The following is a 16,080-nucleotide window of genomic DNA, read 5'->3' on the forward strand; positions in this document are numbered from 1 at the left end:
GCATAGTTGACGCATTTGGGCTAGGCGTCTTCGAGCGTCTAAATATTGTACAAATATATAAAGCCATTTTTTTCGCTGAAGCTTTTCACCTAATCCCCTCCAAACTGCCCGCGCTACCGTGCGGGCATGAAGACACAAACCCTCACTCTCAGTACTGACCTGACTGCCCTGGCGGCTAATACCGCGGGGAGCGGGGCGTCTGTGTGGGCCGAATTTATCCCCTCAGGCACTGAGATTATCGGCCGTGACGGGCGAAATTGGGTTAATGATGCTCCCAGCGCCATTGTGGCGGCGTTTGCCGAAAACGGTGCTGATCTTCCCATTGATATTGAGCATGCCACCGAAATCAAAGGCAAAGCCGGGGAGCCTGCCCCTGCAGTGGGGTGGATTAAGGCCCTGCAAGCCCGTGAAGGCGGGGCTATCTGGGGGCTGGTCGAGTGGAATGACACGGGACGCGAACTCGTGGACCAAAAAGCCTACCGCTATCTCTCTCCGGTCTTCACTTTCGATATCAACTCAAAACGCATTTTGCAGCTTTACTCGGCAGGGCTTACCAACCAGCCGAATCTACACCTGACCGCGCTCAACCGGCGCAACATACCCGACAGAGAGGAATCCATGCCGTTACCGCTGGCGATTTGTACCGCGTTGGCGTTGCCGCCTGAGGCGACTGAAGCGCAGGCCGTGTCGGCTATCAGCCGACTCAACGATGACAAAGCCACCGCGCTCAACCAGGCGCAAAATCCGTCGATTGACAAGTTCGTACCCCGGGCAGACCACGATGCCGCGCTAAACCGTGCGAAAGAAGCAGAACGCGAGCTCAAGGCAGTGCGGGAAGCGGCGATTGACCAACAGGTTGAAGACGCCCTGGACCGGGCGCTTGTTGCCGGAGTCATTACCCCTTCAACGGTGGAGTACCACCGGGCTTGCTGTAAGGAAGAAGGCGGACTTGCCCGCTTTGAAGCCTATGCGGCAACTGCCCCGATTGTTGGCGGGGACAGTGGGCTTGATAACCGGGTGCGCAACACCTTGTCACTGACCGAGGAAGACCGGATAGCTTGCCGCCTGCTTGGCATTGAGGAAGACGCTTACAGCGCGGCAAAGGAGACTGACTGATGGCCATCATCACCCCGCAACTGATCAAAAGCCTGTTTACCGGGTTCAAGTCGTCTTTCCAGGGCGGTCTTGGCATGGCGACACCCCAATACACGGAAGTGGCGACCGTCATCAAATCGACCACTGCGTCGAACACCTATGGTTGGCTTGGCCAGTGGCCAGGGTTCCGTGAGTGGATCGGTGACAGGGTCATCAAGGACATGGAAGCCCACGGCTACCAGATTTTCAACAAGGACTTTGAATCGACCGTCGGTGTCAAGCGCACAGACATCGAGGATGACAACTTGGGTATCTACAGCCCGATGATGCAGGAAATGGGGCGTGCAACCGCTGCTTTCCCGGATGAGTTGGTGTTCCCGATGCTGCGGGACGGGTTCACCACGGCGTGTTACGACGGCCAGAATTTCTTTGATGCCGACCACCCGGTAAACGATCAGGTGGATGGACAGGGCACGGATGACAGTGTCTCAAACGTGTTGGTTGATAACGGCTACAAGGGTGAGGCGTGGTACTTACTGGATACGACCCGTGCCATCAAGCCCATCATTTTCCAAGAGCGTAAGAAGCCCAAGTTTGTGGCGATGACCAAGGAAGATGACGAAGACGTCTTCATGCGGAAGCTCTACCGCTACGGTGTGGACCTTCGCTGCAATGTGGGTTTTGGTTTCTGGCAAATGGCCTACGGTGTCAAAGCCGATCTTACCTTGGACACGCTCTGGCAGGCCTACAGCACTATGCGGTCATTCAAGGCTGACGGGGGCAGGCCTTTGGGCATCAAACCGAACATGCTGGTCATCCCTGTCTCGATGGAAAAAAAGGCCACGCAGCTTTTGCAGCGTGAGCTATTTGCTGATGGAGGCAATACCGTCTCGAACGAGCTTCGGGGCAAGTTCAAGGTGGTCATTCCCGATTTTTTGTGATGGCTAATGGTGACCTTTGCCCCCGAAAGGGGGCTTTTTTCTATGGAGGTCTGTAATGGCTCAAACCTGGTTTGTCCGCGCCAAGCACCCACCGGGGTTTCGCCGGGCAGGGCATTTCTTTCCTTATGAGGGCATCACCCTCGATATGTCGACTCTGTCAGAGGCTGACAGGCAGGCCATTGCGGCTGAGCCCCGATTGGTAGTGGGCGAGAGTGGCCCTGCTGCGCCAGCACCGGCAGATGACCCTGTTTTGGATGATATCGTTGAGGTGATGGGGATGCTCGAGGGGGACAAAAAGCCGCCTGTTAGAGCGATTGAGGACGTACTTGGCCGTGATATCAGCGCCGCCCAGCGCGACCAGGCATGGGTGCGCTTCCAATCTAACCTTAAGGGGGCGTGATGTATGCCACCCTGGATGACATGCTGGCGAGATACGGTGAGGACGTGGTTTATACACTGGCAGACACCGACGGCAACGGTGCCCTTGACGAGTCTGGTGCCGAGCGTAGCCTGCGCGATGCGACCGGGCTTATCAATTCCTACCTTGGTAGTCGCTACCCCTTGCCACTTCCCAATACTCCCGCTCTCCTGACCCGGCTTTGTGTCGACATCGCTCTTTACTGGTTGGCCGACGATGCCGGTGGTGCCACCGAGGAACGGCGCCAGCGTTTTGAAGATGCCATCAAATGGTTGGAAAGCAGTGCCAAAGGCCAGGTAGCACTTGGAGTAGAAGATGACTCCGAGGATGGCGACGACTTGGTGGAGGAGGATGGGATGGCTTTTAGTTCAGCAGAACGCCTATTTTCACGCCGCGGATTGGGGAGGTTCTGATGCCTGCGAGCCTGTCCATTGATGTACGCCACCTCGACAGCCTTAATCGCACCCTTACACGCCTTGCTAAGGTGGACGCTCAGGAGGTGATGTTGGCACTGGCTAACCTTGTGGAGAGCCAGACACGCACCCGCCTTGAACAGGACAAACAAGATCCGGACGGCGAGCCATGGGAAGCCTGGTCCTTGCCTTATGGACGTACCCGCCACAGCAACCACAGCTTGCTAGAGAATGAGGACCACCTTATTGACTCGCTGGTCTCCTGGGCCAATGACACAGAAGCGCGGACAGGTAGCAACCTTGTTTACGCCGCGAGCCACCAATACGGCGATGACCGCCGCAACCTTCCCGAACGGGCATACCTTGGTGTAAATAACGACGATCTGGTTGCCCTTGATTCGGCCTTGAGTGACTGGGCGGACAGCTTGGTCGGGAGGATGCGGTGAGGCTTAAAGGGCTAAGGCAGGCCATCATTCACACTATCAAAGCCGCGATGCCTTCATTGGCCGCGGTGGGCTGCCACCCTGGCCGTTTCAACCTTGATGAACTGCGACGCATTGCGACGCGACTTCCTGCTGTGCGCGTCGCGTTGATGGGGGCCCCGAAAACGCGGGTGGTGGAAACCGGCGAGCGGGACATTACCGTCCGGGTAGCCGCGTTTGTCATCACTGCAGATACCCGGTACCTGCCAAGGGATTAATCTGCACTGGCCATTGTCGAGGCGTTGCTGGATATGGTTCCGAATAATCGGTGGGGTATGGCTGCCCTTTGCGGGGCGACAGACGTGGCTGCGGAAAACCTCTTTTCCGGTCGGATTGATAAGCAAGGGGTCGCGATGTGGGCAGTGACATGGTCGCAGTCTATCCGTATTGGGGAGGATATCTGGCAAGGCGGAGTGTTGCCGTCAGCGGTCTACATCAACGGCGATCGGGCATACGATGGTCATGCACCGGCGTATGACAGGTTGGTGCCATGAACGAGAAAATTCTCCAACGCCTGGCCGAGCTTGAGCGGCGCCTTGCCAACCTCCTGATGACTGGGCAGGTGGCGGATGTTGACTACCCGTCAGGGTATGTCAAGGTGGCCGCCGGCGCTTTGACCACCACCTGGCTTCCTTGGGTGACGCACCGGGCAGGCCCGGATGTGAGTTTCTGGGCTCCTGAGGTTGGGGAACAGGTGATGGTGTTAAGCCCCTGTGGTGAGCCGGAGCTCGGTGTGGTGCTGCCGGCCATCTACCAAAACCTTTATCCCCACACCGACCAGCGCGAGACAGTGAAACGGGTGCAGTTTGCAGACGGGGCAGACATGAGTTACGACCGCGCCAGACATGCACTCGCTATCCTTTTGCCTCCGGGTGCAACCACGACCTTAATCGCCCAAGGAGGTATCACCGTTGAGGGCAACGTGACCGTCAAAGGGAATATAAAGGCAACCGGTGATATCACTGACAAGACCCGCTCGATGCAGGCTGACCGGGTGATATACAACGGCCACAGACACCTTTCACCGGAAACCGGGGCCAAGACATCTGAGCCGGGAGCCCAGCAATGAAGGGGATAAGCCGCCATGATGGTAAAGCGCTGTCGGGGATTGCGCACCTCAGGCAAAGCCTGACTGACATTCTAACTACGCCTATTGGTACCCGGGTGATGCGCCGGGACTATGGGTCGCGTCTCTTTGAGCTCATTGATGCGCCGCTCAATGACGCCACCATCGCCGAGATTTATGTGGCGACCGCCGAAGCGGTAGAACGCTGGGAGCCGCGCTTTAAGCTGTTGCGGGTTGCTGTGACGGACATCCGTGCCGGCCATGTCACACTGGACTTGGCTGGGGAGTACCTGCCGGAAGGGCACCCTCTCACGTTAAGAGGACTGGCGTTATGAGCAGTGTCATCAATCTTGCCGAACTGCCTTCCCCCAATGTGGTAGAGGCGCTCGATTATGAATCCATCCTGGGCGAGATGCTGGCGGATTTGAAACGCCGCTCACCGGCATTTTCCGCTACCGTCGAATCCGACCCGGCCTACAAAATTCTTGAAGTGGCGGCCTATCGGGAAATGCTCCTTCGTCAGCGGGTGAACGATGCCGCGCGTTCCGTGATGGTGGCGTATGCGAGGGACAAAGACCTCGAACACCTTGGCGCCTTATTCAATGTGCCTCGCAGGATTATCCAGCAAGGCGACTCAGAGGCTTCTCCGCCGGTACCTGACATCAATGAGGATGACGAGACATATCGGGTGCGTATTCCCCTCTCGCTGGAAGGGCTCAGTACGGCTGGTCCCGTGGGTGCGTACCAATACCATGCACTGTCTGCGTCGGGGCTTGTTAAAGACGTCGATGTACAAAGCCCGTCACCGGGAGAAGTGTTGGTCACTGTGCTTTCACAAGAGGGCCAGGGAGAGGCCTCGTTGGCACTGTTGGATACCGTAGCTGACGCACTCAATGATGAGGACGTGAGGCCGTTGACTGACAAGATCACTGTTCAGGGAGCAGACGTTGTGACCTATGCCGTCCAAGCAAGCCTGACGTGTTTTGATGGCCCGGACAAGAATGTCGTGCTTCAAGCGGCCCAGCAAGCGGTCGTCAAATACATTGAGCGAGAACATCGTCTGGGAAGAACTATCAGTCGCTCAGGACTTTTTGCCGCGCTTCATCAGCCCGGTGTTGAGAACGTTCAACTCACGTCACCCAGTGTAGATTTGGCGATCGAGCGTCATCAGGCAGTGTTTTGCAACGCGATAAACATAGAGGCGTCCAATGGCTGATTCAATTTTACCTCCGAACGCCACGAATGAGGAGCGGGCGCTAGAACAAAGTGTCTGTCGCTCCTCAGACATCCCGGTACCTTTGCATGACCTTTGGAATCCCGAGACATGTCCTGAAGAACTGCTGCCCTGGTTGGCTTGGGCATTCAGTGTGGAGGAGTGGGATTCGTCTTGGACCGCTGGACAGAAGCGCGAAGTCATCAAGCAAAGTGCAACCTTACACCTGAAAAAGGGCACAGTAGGCGCCGTAAAAAGGGCACTGAATGCCTTGGGTGTGAAAGTGGATATCACCGAGTGGTTTGAAACAGGTGGTGAACCACATACGTTCAAACTGGTTTCCTGGGCTAACGCCAATCTTGCGCCAAACGATGAAGCCGTGTTGGGGCCTGCGTTGTATGACTCACTGGCACGCTTGATTGACAGTGTTAAGCCGGTTCGCAGCCACTATGAAATTCGCATTGGTGTTGCCTTTAACGATGGCCTTGGCATTAACAACATCATGAATGCGGGTCAATCGCTGCGCAGAGAGGTTGAACCAAAACAAGAACCAATGGAATCAAGGTGTGGGCTAAATACTGCTGCACTTATCCAAACTACTGAAGTGGTGAGAAAACAGATGTTACCCATGGCTGCGACAGATTTTAAGAATACCAGTTTGGCGGTAGCGGCTGTCAGCAGTTCAGTTGTCCTGGTTCAGTTTTTTATGGAGGCCACATGAGTAACACCCTAACCCCTGTTGTTACCTCGGCTGGTTTGAATGCGGTCTTTAATGCGCAAAGCACTGGACTGGACGCGACCATCATTGAAATTGCGTTAGGTGATGCCGCATGGACACCCGACAACACCGCTACCACCCTACAGAACGAGAAACGCCGCATAACAGTCAGCGGTGAGCGCGTCAGTGATTCGCAGATCCACCTCACTGGAGTAGAGGATGGCACTGACTTGGAGTATTGGGTGCGTGAGGTTGGCTTCTATCTGGCTGATGGCACTTTACTGGCCATATGGATCAATGCCAACCAAGCCTTGGCATACAAGAGCGCGGGAGTTGATTTGCTGTTGGCTTTTGACTTGGTACTTTCGGCGCTCCCGGCTAACAGTGTGACGGTAGATGGTTCAGCCGGTTTCAATTTGCCTCCTGCTACGGGTAGCAAGCGTGGCTTGGTACGTATTGCAACACAAGCAGAAGTAGAGGCGGGAATTTCCGAAGACGTGGTCATCACGCCGGCTCAGTTGTACGGCCAATTATCGCTTAGTTCGCCTGTCGGAACTGTCATTGCTTTTGCCGCGAACACCCCCCCTGGTGGCTTTATTGAATGTAATGGCGCGGCGTTGTCTCGCAGCGCTTACGCGGAGCTATTCACGACAATCAGCACCGCTTTTGGTGCGGGGGATGGAACGACAACATTTAATTTGCCTGACTTTAGAGGTGAATTCCTCCGCGGTTGGGACCATGAACGTGGAGTTGATACAGGACGTGGGTTCGGTACTTCTCAAGGCGACGCGATTAGGAACATTTATGGAAATGCGCGGTTTGGTAACAATGTAGACAACATGGGTGTTTTGATTTACGAGACGGATGGTGCATTTCACGCTGGTGGCTATAACAGAGTGTGGTACCAAGGCTACAACGGTAATGGAATCCCAAGAGATAGCGCACAATGGCTATTATTTAATGCTTCCAGAGTTGTACCCACAGCGGAAGAAAACCGCCCGAGAAACAGTGCAATCATGTACTGCATTAAGTATTAAAAGGTGACGGTATGATAATGCTTTACAATTTTCACCCAGAGACCAAAGAGTTTATTGGTGAATCAGAGGCACGCCTTGACCCTCTGGAGAAAAAGCCTTTAATCCCGGCATACGCAACACCTCTTCCACCACCCTGTATTGTGAAGGAAAAACAAGCCGCAATTTTCAATGAGGAAGGTTGGCAGGTGGTTTCAGACCATCGTGGGGCAGAATATTACCTTCCAGATGGTACGCATCATATTATCAATAGTGTCGGGGAAGAACTCCCAGCGGATGCGCTTAGTGAGCCTCCGCCAAAATCTATTGATGAGTTAAAAAAGAATGCCATCAATAAGATTTTAGATTTTGCGAGAGAATCCCGCGCCAGCTTTGCAGGGTATGTGGATCAATACAAATTGGCGGGTTGGAACGATAAGTCTCAACGAGCCCAGCGATATCTCTACGGAACGGCACTGGAAGGCGATGAGAGTATTCTGCTCGCAGAGTGCTTAAAGCGAGGCAAAGAAGAGACGCCTGAGCAACTTGCCACTCTTCAATCAAAAAAGGCACAGCGGTTGGCCGAAGCGGTTGCCATCATTGATGGAATGGAGTCCGCTGCGTTAAGTGCGATTGAATACCAGGATCATAAGTCAGGTGTTGATGAACTGCTTGAAGCGCTCAAAGCGAATGCCAATGAAGAGCTTGCAAAGCTTATGGAGGCATAATGACTGTCTGGCGATTTCGTCTCTCAGAACCCTTTTACTATCAACACGCTATTTTTGACGGTGTCGTGTTTGAAAATGACTGGGCTAAGATTGAACACGGCGAAATCATGATAAAAGCCGGCTATGCCTGGGACGGCTGCTCTCCGAAATGGCATCTCTTTGGGTTGGTCACGATAGGGACGCCAGATGGCACGCTGAGATTTAGCAAACCATGGACGTGGGAGGCCAGTCTGGTGCATGACATTTTGTGCCAGTTCCGCCGGGACATCCCCCTGTGTAAGGCTGATGTTACCCGCATCTTTCATGACCAGCTTCTTGAGGCGAAGTGGCCACTTGCCGGATTCTATACGTGGGTGGTAAACACGTTGGGGCCACAGGATTTTAGTCGCTAAAACACGGTATCAGGTTGTGTGGGTGAAACCTGGACTGCTGCCGGAATTCGCTTCGGTTACCCTAGTGTCGTTACATTTTTCCGTGTGTTCTCTCAACCTAGAGCCGGTTACTGACATCGCTAATCCGATGAATACCTGCCACTAACATGCATCATTTCACCTGATCCCCGCCAAAGGGGGGCGGCATCCTCGGGGCATTTCTTGCCCATTGAGGATATCGCATGCCCGGACAGTTCCTGCACGGGGTCGAAGTGGTCGAGTTGGATGGGGGACCCCGTCCAATCCGCACCGTCAAAAGCTCAGTCATCGGTTTAGTGGGCACTGCCCCGGATGCTGACACCACGCTTTTCCCGTTAAATACCCCGGTCCTGATTGCTGGCCGCCGTTCTGAAGCAGCACCGCTGGGCACATCAGGCTCTATACCTTCCGCTATTGATGGGATCTTTGATCAGGCAGGTGCCATGGTCGTTGTTATCCGGGTTGATGCTGACGACGATCCCAACCAGCAGCTGGCAAATGTCCTAGGCGGAGTGAATACCGACACAGGCGACTATGAAGGGCTGCAAGCATTGCTCGCGGCCGAGTCCATGTTGGGGGTTGCTCCGAGGATCTTGATTGTGCCCGGATTTAGTGAGGAGCAAGCAGTAGTCTCTGAATTAATGGGCATTGCTGAGCGCTTATGTGCGGTCATCATCGCTGATGGACCGAGCACCAATGACGCCGCGGCTATTGCTTACCGGCAGAACTTCGGCAGCGCCCGCGTCTACATTGTGGATCCCAAAGCCCGGGTGTTCGATGTTGCCACGGCCAGTGAAAAGGTGGAGCCCATGAGTCCCCGGGTCGCAGGACTGATTTCTCGCTCTGATAATGACCGCGGTTTCTGGTGGTCACCGTCAAACCTGGAAATCTACGGCATCATCGGTACCGAGCGGGCGGTAGATTTTACGCTGGGCGATACCAATGCCCGTGCCAACTACCTTAATGAAAATGAGGTAGCAACCGTCATCCAGAAAACCGGTTTTCGCTTGTGGGGTAATCGAACCTGTTCAAGTGACCCCAAATGGGCGTTCCTGTCTGTCCGGCGTACCGCAGACATGATCAACGAGAGTCTGCTGCGGGCACACCTTTGGGCTGTTGACCGCAACATCACCAAAACCTATCTCGAAGATGTCACCGAAGGGGTAAATGCCTACCTTCGCGACCTCAAAGCGATTGGCGCCATTATTGGTGGAGAGTGCTGGGCAGACCCTACACTCAATACCCCGTCCAATATTTCCCAAGGCAAAGTCTACTTCGATTTTGATTTTACGCCCCCGTTTCCGGCTGAGCACGTGACATTCCGCTCAAGCCTGGTCAATGACTACCTTGAGGAGATCGTCTGATGTTCAAAGACACGCTCAGGGAAATGAACCTGTACGTCAATGGCAAAGGCTATGCCGGCGTCATTGATGAGCTCAACCTGCCCAAGCTGAAGCTGAAAACGGAAGAATACCGAGGCGGCGGGATGAATCTCCCCATCGATGTCGACATGGGAATGGAGAAACTTGAAACAGACTTCACTCTGTCCAAATTTGACAAAGATGTGCTGACAAGCTTTGGGCTCAAAGCGGGCAGCAGTATTCCACTCACTGTGCGAGGTGCCGTGCTCTCGGAAGAAGATGGCTCTGAAATGCCTTTGGTGGTGACGCTTCGCGGCATCCTGACCGAAGTGGATTTTGGTACCTGGAAGAGTGGCGAGAACACGCCAGTGAAAGTGGTGATGTCGCTGCGTTATTACAAACTCACCCTAAATGGGGAAGAGGTGCACGAAATCGATGTTGCCAACATGGTCCGCAAGATTGATGGCGTCGACCAACTGGCAAACACCCGCAAACACATAGGACTGTAACCCATGGAAACCATCACGCTCGGATACCCAATTGAAGTCGAAGGAGAGCAGATTACGGTGATCACCCTGCGGCGTCCGAAAGCGCGCGACCTAAAACACATGGAAACGGCCAAAGGGGGTGAGATTGCCAAATCCATTGGCCTGATTGCCAACTTGGCGGAACTGCCCCCATCTGCGATTGAAAACCTCGATGCCAGCGACTTCCAGAAAGTGAGTGACGTCGTGGCCAGTTTTTTAACGACGCCAGGCTCGACGGAGACCTCTATGGCGTGCTAGCCGACCTGGCGGCGGTGTTTCATTGGCCTCCTTCTGATCTTTGGGAGCTTGAGCTTAAAGACATCCGGCGTTGGCACCGTGAAGCGCGGTTAAGAGCAGGGAGCATGTATGGCTGATTTGGCCGTCTCGGTTGTGCTCAAAGCGGTCGACAGATTGACCGCACCAATTCGCAAGATACATCGGGTAACCGAACGCCTTTCTGACCTTTTTCAGAGCGCAGGCAAAGCAGTGCAGTCGTTCAGTGAGCGCCAGCGCGCGCTTCGTGGCCAACTTGCTACGTCCAACCGACTACTGGCTAGGCAAAAAAGGGTGATTGAATCCTATGCCCGTTTACGGAGTCAGGTTGGAAGCCTCACCAACCAGCTTCGACATGCTGCGCGTGAAGCCGCCATGCTCGGGGCAAAACTCACGGTGGTTGCTGGTATCGGACTTTTTGGGTTCAAAAGCCAGTTTGTTGATACCGCTGCCCAGTTTGAAACCTTCCAGACCATCCTTGAAACCACCGAAGGCAGCAGCGAAAAAGCCCGGCAGGCGATGCAATGGGTCAGCGATTTCGCAACGAAAACCCCTTATGAACTAGCGGAGGTTAATGAAGCCTTCGTTAAGTTGCGTGCATATGGATTGGATCCCACCGATGGGTTGTTGAAAACCCTGGGAGATACTTCGTCGGCCATGGGTAAAGATCTCACACAGGCCGTAGAAGCGATTGCGGATGCGGTTACGGGGGAAAATGAACGCCTGAAAGAATTCGGCATCAAGGGAAGCACTACAGGCGAGACCATAACCTACGAATTCACGGACAAGGCAGGTCGCCAGCAATTTCTATCGGTTGACAAGAATGATCGACAAGCTATCCGACAAGCTCTCGTTGGCATTTTTAATGATAAGTACGACGGGGCGATGGACAGACTGTCCCGGACCTGGGGAGGCATGCTGTCAAACTTGGCCGACCAGTGGACCCGGTTTGCCGGTATGGTGATGTCATCGGGGGTGTTTGCGCTGATGAAAAGCCGGCTTGCAGAGGTGCTGGCAACCATAAACGCACTGGCGGATAGCGGGAAGTTGCAGACTTATGCAGATGCCTTGGCCACACAGTTGGTTCGTGTCATCGAGGGACTTTGGGTGTTCGGACAAACCTTTGTGTCAGCCAGCCGCAAGGTTATCCATGTGGCGAGCCAGATTGCAGACATGCTCGGTGGCTGGCGCCCCTTGTTAATTGGTCTGTCGGCACTGATGGCAGGGCGGTTCGTCTTGTCACTGGCGCTGTCTGCAAAAGCAATGGCGGTGTTTGGTTACCAGGCTGCGTTACTGACCAAAGGCGGTGTCATGTATTTGGCGACCAAACTGGGCGTGCTTATCCGGGCCGGTTCATTGTTGAGATGGGTATTTGCGGTCACGCCAGTCGGGCTGCTTGTCACCGCAATAACCGTGGCTGTGGGTGTGATTTACAAATACTGGGCTCAGATACGCGCGTTCGGGGAGGGAGTGGTGGCAGGATTGCAAACCGGTATTGAACCGGTGAAAGCCATGCTCTCGCCGCTTGCCCCTATGCTCTCTGTGATTGGTGAGGCGGTCAGTTGGGCCGTGAAAAAGCTTGGTGGTCTTTTTATGCCGGTGTCAGCTACAACGGCGGAGCTTGGGAAAGCGGCGGCTGCCGGCAAGCAGTTTGGAGAATGGCTCGCGTCTGGTCTGCAGTTGGCACTTACCCCCCTTTCCCTTTACATCGAGGGGATCACCTGGGTGAAAAATAACCTTGGTGCTGTGACGGAGGCCGCCACATCGTTGGGGCGCGGTATAGGGGATGTCCTTGGCAAAGCGGGGGAAAGTGTCTCCGTCGCCATGGACTGGGCGTTTGGCAGTGATAGCAAGGCTCCTTCACCAGTAGCACCGACACCGCCGATGCAGCTCAACAGCACTATCCATGTGACGCAACAGCCTGGTGAAGACGGGGAGGCGTTGGGAAGGCGAATAGTCCAAGAACAAATGCGTATTCAGGCGAAGCGGGAGAGTGTGCGGCAACGTGGGGCGTTGTTTGATTACCAGGAGCAGGCATTGCCATGATGATGATGCTAGGTGGCTACCGGTTCAGTGTCGATACCGTCGCGTACGAAAGGATATCCCGGGATACCGGGTATCGTTGGGAAAAACAGGATGTTATCGGGACACAACCAGCCCTTCAGTTTCTCGGGCCAGGTGATGACACTTTATCCTTGGATGGTGTGTTATATCCGCATTACCGAGGTGGTCTCGGGCAGTTAAATGCGATGCGGGCTCAAGCAGGCCTGGGGGTTCCCTTGATGCTTATTGAAGGGAATGGGAAAGTGCTGGGCCGCTGGGTGATTGAGCGAGTCCAGGAAACGCAACGGACATTTGACAGGGATGGTACACCGGCAAAAATTCGTTTCTCCCTGAGACTTCGAAAACAGGACGCAGGGCGAAATCAGGAAGTGAATGATTTGACTATCACATCCTTGGCCCAGGCAAAGGGGGTGTCATGAAAGCACTGACGGTTCAGGGTGATGTGCTTGATGCGGTTATTTGGCGGCACCTGGGCTCCCAGCCAGGTTTGGTCGAGCAGGTTCTTGAGGCCAATCCGGGGTTGGCAGGTTTGGGACCGGTGTTGCCTGCAGGGCTGATGATTGAACTGCCGGTACCGACGCTCCCAACTGAGCCTGTTAGGGTGCAGTTATGGGACTGACACCTGCTTATCGGATCGAAGTTAATGGCAAGGACATCACCTCGAAACTGAGGGAACGGCTGCTGGCATTGACGGTTGAAGATCGTGCTGGGATTTCGTCTGACAATGTAGAGCTGATGCTGGATGATGCCGGGGAGAACCTTGCATTCCCTCCTCTGGGTGCTGAAATTTCGGTTTCGCTGGGGTATCTGGAAACGGGCGTGGCGGATAAAGGGAAGTATGTCATTGATGAAGTGGAGTGTCAGGGTCCGCCAAGTGTCATGGTTGTCAGGGGCAAAGCAGCAGATATGAACAAAGGGCTGAAAATCCCGAAAACACGCACCTGGCAACATTCAGGTATTCCACCCTCCCCATACCGCCTGCAAACCCTCCTTAGTACCATCGCGGCAGAGCATGGCCTCATCCCTGTATTGGGTAAGGAGTTCGAATCCACGGGTTACAGTGTCGTGCACCAAAGTAATGAGAGTGACTTGCAACTCTTGACCCGGCTCGGGCGAAAACTGGATGCGGTGGCGAAACCGGTAAACGGGTACCTGATCATTGCCAAAAGGGGGCAGGCACGCTCGGCAAGCGGGCAGGCAATGCCTTTTGACACTTTTACGAAGCAGGATTTGCTTATTTGGCGTTGCAGCGCGGTTCAACGTGAGCGGTATGCGGCGGTCAGAGCCCGTTACCAGGACACCGCGACGGCTAAGGAGCAAACCGTGATGGAAGGCCAGGGGAAGCCGGTATTCACCATCCGGGCACTACATAAAAACAAGCAAGAAGCATGGTTGTCCGCCAAGGCCCAGCTGGCTGCATTTGCTCGCGGTGAAAGGCTAGTGGAACTCACCTTGCTGGGGTATCCCGCATTGGCGGCAGAACAGGGGATGATACTGACGGGGATCCGGGATGGTGTCGATGGGGAATGGGTGATTGAAGAGGTGGTGCACCAGCTGTCCGGGGATGGTTTTGTTACCCAGGTGTACGGGGTCCAAAAACAGGGTGAAATTAGATAGTTTTTGGAATGAAAGTCACCTTTGGAAGGTAGAAATCCCCTCCAAAACTCCACGTAACATCCTGAATTAAAAGAACAAAAAAATCGTTCGCTGGTGTGTCAAAAATAGGTGTTTTTCAATTTTAACTATTTGAAAATTAAAACAAATATTAGTATTGCAAGCCATTGAGAATCAGTATCTTCATTGCGTTGCTCCGGAGACTTTTTAGTTTTTTTGGTTGTCCCTGTGTTTGTATTCCGTGCCTGAATTTGTGGCGTAGTTACTATGGGGTTGGCGGTATAAAACGTCAACCAGTATACTTTTAGTAACCATCTGGCTTTATTTGCCAGTCTGAATTTCGCAACAGGTGTGGGGACCGATGGGCATTGTAGAATGTGAAGAGGACATGCAACCGCTGGGAAGCGATGGCGGACCCTGCCTGGAGCCGTGTGCAATTGAACGGGGTATGCGGTTAATCGGCGGGAAATGGAAAGGGTCTATCCTGTGGCACCTCAAGGATGGACCAGTTCGATTTAATGAGCTTTGCCGCCAGTTAGGCGGTGCCAGCAAAAAGATGGTCGATCAACGCCTGAAAGAGATGGAAGGCCAGGGGCTGGTGGTAAGGGAGGTAATCAGCACCAGACCGATAGCGGTTTCCTATGAAATAACCGACTTTGGCAGGTCAGCACTTTGTGTGTTGAAAACCCTCAAAGACTGGTGTGATGAAAATGATATCTGATCCATTTGGGTGTAAAGGCAGCCAGATAATAGAGTGAATGAAATGCGATTAGAACCGGCGATGGAAGCAGATATTGACAGCATCAACGAGGTGATTCTGGCTGCCAAACGCCACTGGGGATACAGTGAAGAACTTATCGCGATGTGGTTGCAGGACATGTTGGTCGACCCCATGAGAATGAGGACATCTCAATTTTGGGTGATGCGTACCAACCAATCCATAGTCGGGGTCGTATCTCTGTCCGGAACCGATACCCCGGAAGCGGAGCTGGACGATTTGTGGGTTCTTCCTGATCAGATGGGAATGGGGCTGGGCCGTAAAATGATGGAGTTTGTGGTGGCGTATATGCGGCAATCCGGCATTACCCGTCTGAAGATTGTTGCAGAGCCTAATGCAGAAGGGTTTTACCGCAAAATGGGTGCAGTACGAATCGGTTGGCAGCCTTCTATCCCTCCAGGCCGGATGTTGCCGGTCATGGTGTTGGAATGCTAATAGAAAAATAAGAGGAAGCATGGACGCGCTGAGACTCAAACCTTTTACCGAATCCCGCTATCCGTTGCTGGTAAAGTGGATAGACTCTGAGTTACTGAACTTTGTTTGGGGAGGGGCATCTTACCGGTTTCCGTTGACCGTGGAGCAAATAACAGATCACATTGCATTGGATGGGGTCATTCCCTTTCTGCTGGTATATGAAGACAAGCCTGCCGGCTTTATTGAACTGTTTCAGGTTAACCCCATCTCATACCGAATATGTCGGGTATTTATCACTCCTGATTTTCGGGGCAAGGGACTGGCAACGAAGATGCTCCAAATGGCCGTCGACCATGCGGTTAAACTTGGGGCAAAAAAAGTCTCCCTCCATGTATTTGAATCAAATCATCCAGCTTTGCGGTGTTATCTCTCGTTGGGGTTTACTGAAATAGCCCGTCAGCCGGGTGGTTATTTTTTTGATGGGCAACGCTGGACTAAATTGACATTGGAAAAAGTACTTTAGACCGAAAATCAGGGATTTCTGAATTAAAT

Annotated in this window: 25 protein-coding genes; all 25 read left to right on the forward strand. The window is 53.7% G+C overall.

The annotated features are described in order from the left end of the window. The first annotated feature begins 126 nt into the window (after nt 1-126). The 25 genes from NF212_RS21910 to NF212_RS22030 all read left to right on the forward strand — a co-directional run bounded on the left by NF212_RS21910 (nt 127) and on the right by NF212_RS22030 (nt 16,051). Nucleotides 127-1,116 (forward strand): phage protease, encoded by a 990-nt coding sequence (locus NF212_RS21910; RefSeq protein WP_434361051.1) that lies wholly within the window; start codon nt 127-129, stop codon nt 1,114-1,116. Then, nucleotides 1,116-2,036: a Mu-like prophage major head subunit gpT family protein gene (locus NF212_RS21915; protein ID WP_434361052.1), complete on the forward strand. Its 921-nt coding sequence runs from the start codon at nt 1,116-1,118 to the stop codon at nt 2,034-2,036. The genes NF212_RS21910 and NF212_RS21915 overlap by 1 nt, the downstream gene beginning before the upstream one ends. Nucleotides 2,037-2,091: 55 nt before the next feature. After that, nucleotides 2,092-2,436, forward strand: a complete 345-nt coding sequence (locus tag NF212_RS21920; RefSeq protein ID WP_434361053.1) for a hypothetical protein — start codon at nt 2,092-2,094, stop codon at nt 2,434-2,436. Beyond that, nucleotides 2,436-2,867, forward strand: coding sequence for a gp436 family protein (locus NF212_RS21925; RefSeq protein WP_434361054.1), 432 nt, complete (start codon nt 2,436-2,438; stop codon nt 2,865-2,867). Before NF212_RS21920 ends, NF212_RS21925 begins: the two co-directional genes overlap by 1 nt. Beyond that, nucleotides 2,867-3,313, forward strand: coding sequence for a phage virion morphogenesis protein (locus NF212_RS21930; protein ID WP_434361055.1), 447 nt, complete (start codon nt 2,867-2,869; stop codon nt 3,311-3,313). Before NF212_RS21925 ends, NF212_RS21930 begins: the two co-directional genes overlap by 1 nt. Continuing rightward, the gene (locus tag NF212_RS21935; RefSeq protein ID WP_434361056.1) at nt 3,310-3,567 is read left to right on the forward strand and encodes a phage protein Gp37; all 258 of its coding nucleotides are present in this window, start codon (nt 3,310-3,312) and stop codon (nt 3,565-3,567) included. Before NF212_RS21930 ends, NF212_RS21935 begins: the two co-directional genes overlap by 4 nt. A 33-nt stretch (nt 3,568-3,600) precedes the next feature. Then, nucleotides 3,601-3,843 (forward strand): hypothetical protein, encoded by a 243-nt coding sequence (locus NF212_RS21940; RefSeq protein WP_434361057.1) that lies wholly within the window; start codon nt 3,601-3,603, stop codon nt 3,841-3,843. Next, on the forward strand, nt 3,840-4,418 hold the full coding sequence (locus tag NF212_RS21945; RefSeq protein ID WP_434361058.1) for a phage baseplate assembly protein V: 579 nt from the start codon (nt 3,840-3,842) through the stop codon (nt 4,416-4,418). Before NF212_RS21940 ends, NF212_RS21945 begins: the two co-directional genes overlap by 4 nt. Then, complete coding sequence (locus NF212_RS21950; RefSeq protein ID WP_434361059.1) at nt 4,415-4,750, forward strand: GPW/gp25 family protein; 336 nt, start codon at nt 4,415-4,417, stop codon at nt 4,748-4,750. The genes NF212_RS21945 and NF212_RS21950 overlap by 4 nt, the downstream gene beginning before the upstream one ends. Next, a complete protein-coding gene (locus NF212_RS21955; RefSeq protein ID WP_434361060.1) occupies nt 4,747-5,631 on the forward strand; it encodes a baseplate assembly protein in 885 nt (294 codons plus the stop codon). The genes NF212_RS21950 and NF212_RS21955 overlap by 4 nt, the downstream gene beginning before the upstream one ends. Beyond that, complete coding sequence (locus NF212_RS21960; protein ID WP_434361061.1) at nt 5,624-6,349, forward strand: phage tail protein I; 726 nt, start codon at nt 5,624-5,626, stop codon at nt 6,347-6,349. The genes NF212_RS21955 and NF212_RS21960 overlap by 8 nt, the downstream gene beginning before the upstream one ends. Further along, complete coding sequence (locus NF212_RS21965) at nt 6,346-7,383, forward strand: tail fiber protein (RefSeq protein ID WP_434361062.1); 1,038 nt, start codon at nt 6,346-6,348, stop codon at nt 7,381-7,383. Before NF212_RS21960 ends, NF212_RS21965 begins: the two co-directional genes overlap by 4 nt. A gap of 17 nt (nt 7,384-7,400) precedes the next feature. After that, the gene (locus NF212_RS21970; protein ID WP_434361063.1) at nt 7,401-8,087 is read left to right on the forward strand and encodes a hypothetical protein; all 687 of its coding nucleotides are present in this window, start codon (nt 7,401-7,403) and stop codon (nt 8,085-8,087) included. Further along, the gene (locus NF212_RS21975; RefSeq protein WP_434361064.1) at nt 8,087-8,479 is read left to right on the forward strand and encodes a hypothetical protein; all 393 of its coding nucleotides are present in this window, start codon (nt 8,087-8,089) and stop codon (nt 8,477-8,479) included. The genes NF212_RS21970 and NF212_RS21975 overlap by 1 nt, the downstream gene beginning before the upstream one ends. A 221-nt stretch (nt 8,480-8,700) precedes the next feature. Next, nucleotides 8,701-9,861, forward strand: a complete 1,161-nt coding sequence (locus tag NF212_RS21980; protein WP_434361065.1) for a phage tail sheath subtilisin-like domain-containing protein — start codon at nt 8,701-8,703, stop codon at nt 9,859-9,861. Next, the gene (locus NF212_RS21985) at nt 9,861-10,367 is read left to right on the forward strand and encodes a phage major tail tube protein (protein WP_434361066.1); all 507 of its coding nucleotides are present in this window, start codon (nt 9,861-9,863) and stop codon (nt 10,365-10,367) included. The genes NF212_RS21980 and NF212_RS21985 overlap by 1 nt, the downstream gene beginning before the upstream one ends. 3 nt (nt 10,368-10,370) lie before the next feature. Further along, nucleotides 10,371-10,643, forward strand: a complete 273-nt coding sequence (locus tag NF212_RS21990) for a phage tail assembly protein (RefSeq protein WP_434361067.1) — start codon at nt 10,371-10,373, stop codon at nt 10,641-10,643. A 14-nt stretch (nt 10,644-10,657) separates the two neighbouring features. After that, the gene (locus tag NF212_RS21995) at nt 10,658-10,759 is read left to right on the forward strand and encodes a GpE family phage tail protein (protein WP_434362959.1); all 102 of its coding nucleotides are present in this window, start codon (nt 10,658-10,660) and stop codon (nt 10,757-10,759) included. Further along, on the forward strand, nt 10,752-12,704 hold the full coding sequence (locus NF212_RS22000) for a tape measure protein (protein ID WP_434361068.1): 1,953 nt from the start codon (nt 10,752-10,754) through the stop codon (nt 12,702-12,704). Before NF212_RS21995 ends, NF212_RS22000 begins: the two co-directional genes overlap by 8 nt. Then, complete coding sequence (locus NF212_RS22005; RefSeq protein ID WP_434361069.1) at nt 12,701-13,141, forward strand: phage tail protein; 441 nt, start codon at nt 12,701-12,703, stop codon at nt 13,139-13,141. Before NF212_RS22000 ends, NF212_RS22005 begins: the two co-directional genes overlap by 4 nt. After that, nucleotides 13,138-13,341: a tail protein X gene (locus tag NF212_RS22010; protein ID WP_434361070.1), complete on the forward strand. Its 204-nt coding sequence runs from the start codon at nt 13,138-13,140 to the stop codon at nt 13,339-13,341. Before NF212_RS22005 ends, NF212_RS22010 begins: the two co-directional genes overlap by 4 nt. Then, nucleotides 13,332-14,339 (forward strand): phage late control D family protein, encoded by a 1,008-nt coding sequence (locus NF212_RS22015; RefSeq protein WP_434361071.1) that lies wholly within the window; start codon nt 13,332-13,334, stop codon nt 14,337-14,339. Before NF212_RS22010 ends, NF212_RS22015 begins: the two co-directional genes overlap by 10 nt. A 358-nt stretch (nt 14,340-14,697) precedes the next feature. Beyond that, the gene (locus NF212_RS22020) at nt 14,698-15,057 is read left to right on the forward strand and encodes a winged helix-turn-helix transcriptional regulator (RefSeq protein WP_434361072.1); all 360 of its coding nucleotides are present in this window, start codon (nt 14,698-14,700) and stop codon (nt 15,055-15,057) included. 42 nt (nt 15,058-15,099) lie between these two features. Beyond that, entirely contained in the window at nt 15,100-15,549 is a 450-nt protein-coding gene (locus tag NF212_RS22025) for a GNAT family N-acetyltransferase (RefSeq protein WP_434361073.1), read from the forward strand. A 19-nt stretch (nt 15,550-15,568) separates the two neighbouring features. Further along, nucleotides 15,569-16,051 carry a GNAT family N-acetyltransferase gene (locus tag NF212_RS22030; protein WP_434361074.1) on the forward strand — a complete coding sequence of 161 codons (483 nt, stop codon included), beginning with the start codon at nt 15,569-15,571 and terminating at the stop codon, nt 16,049-16,051. The last annotated feature ends 29 nt before the right edge of the window (nt 16,052-16,080 follow it).

This window comes from Parasalinivibrio latis, from assembly GCF_036825535.1.
In the GTDB taxonomy this organism is placed as follows: Bacteria; Pseudomonadota; Gammaproteobacteria; order Enterobacterales; family Vibrionaceae; genus Parasalinivibrio; species Parasalinivibrio latis.

Bases quoted from the DNA above. Each gene is read 5' to 3' on its own strand.
- NF212_RS21940 (WP_434361057.1), top strand. From the start codon at position 3,601: ATGGTTCCGAATAATCGGTGGGGTATGGCTGCCCTTTGCGGGGCGACA.
- NF212_RS21960 (WP_434361061.1), top strand. From the start codon at position 5,624: ATGGCTGATTCAATTTTACCTCCGAACGCCACGAATGAGGAGCGGGCG.
- NF212_RS22020 (WP_434361072.1), top strand. From the start codon at position 14,698: ATGGGCATTGTAGAATGTGAAGAGGACATGCAACCGCTGGGAAGCGAT.
- NF212_RS21925 (WP_434361054.1), top strand. From the start codon at position 2,436: ATGTATGCCACCCTGGATGACATGCTGGCGAGATACGGTGAGGACGTG.
- NF212_RS22010 (WP_434361070.1), top strand. From the start codon at position 13,138: ATGAAAGCACTGACGGTTCAGGGTGATGTGCTTGATGCGGTTATTTGG.
- NF212_RS21950 (WP_434361059.1), top strand. From the start codon at position 4,415: ATGAAGGGGATAAGCCGCCATGATGGTAAAGCGCTGTCGGGGATTGCG.
- NF212_RS21910 (WP_434361051.1), top strand. From the start codon at position 127: ATGAAGACACAAACCCTCACTCTCAGTACTGACCTGACTGCCCTGGCG.
- NF212_RS22000 (WP_434361068.1), top strand. From the start codon at position 10,752: ATGGCTGATTTGGCCGTCTCGGTTGTGCTCAAAGCGGTCGACAGATTG.
- NF212_RS21930 (WP_434361055.1), top strand. From the start codon at position 2,867: ATGCCTGCGAGCCTGTCCATTGATGTACGCCACCTCGACAGCCTTAAT.
- NF212_RS21915 (WP_434361052.1), top strand. From the start codon at position 1,116: ATGGCCATCATCACCCCGCAACTGATCAAAAGCCTGTTTACCGGGTTC.
- NF212_RS21985 (WP_434361066.1), top strand. From the start codon at position 9,861: ATGTTCAAAGACACGCTCAGGGAAATGAACCTGTACGTCAATGGCAAA.
- NF212_RS21965 (WP_434361062.1), top strand. From the start codon at position 6,346: ATGAGTAACACCCTAACCCCTGTTGTTACCTCGGCTGGTTTGAATGCG.
- NF212_RS22015 (WP_434361071.1), top strand. From the start codon at position 13,332: ATGGGACTGACACCTGCTTATCGGATCGAAGTTAATGGCAAGGACATC.
- NF212_RS21970 (WP_434361063.1), top strand. From the start codon at position 7,401: ATGCTTTACAATTTTCACCCAGAGACCAAAGAGTTTATTGGTGAATCA.
- NF212_RS22005 (WP_434361069.1), top strand. From the start codon at position 12,701: ATGATGATGATGCTAGGTGGCTACCGGTTCAGTGTCGATACCGTCGCG.
- NF212_RS21955 (WP_434361060.1), top strand. From the start codon at position 4,747: ATGAGCAGTGTCATCAATCTTGCCGAACTGCCTTCCCCCAATGTGGTA.
- NF212_RS22025 (WP_434361073.1), top strand. From the start codon at position 15,100: ATGCGATTAGAACCGGCGATGGAAGCAGATATTGACAGCATCAACGAG.
- NF212_RS21990 (WP_434361067.1), top strand. From the start codon at position 10,371: ATGGAAACCATCACGCTCGGATACCCAATTGAAGTCGAAGGAGAGCAG.
- NF212_RS21945 (WP_434361058.1), top strand. From the start codon at position 3,840: ATGAACGAGAAAATTCTCCAACGCCTGGCCGAGCTTGAGCGGCGCCTT.
- NF212_RS22030 (WP_434361074.1), top strand. From the start codon at position 15,569: ATGGACGCGCTGAGACTCAAACCTTTTACCGAATCCCGCTATCCGTTG.
- NF212_RS21980 (WP_434361065.1), top strand. From the start codon at position 8,701: ATGCCCGGACAGTTCCTGCACGGGGTCGAAGTGGTCGAGTTGGATGGG.
- NF212_RS21975 (WP_434361064.1), top strand. From the start codon at position 8,087: ATGACTGTCTGGCGATTTCGTCTCTCAGAACCCTTTTACTATCAACAC.
- NF212_RS21920 (WP_434361053.1), top strand. From the start codon at position 2,092: ATGGCTCAAACCTGGTTTGTCCGCGCCAAGCACCCACCGGGGTTTCGC.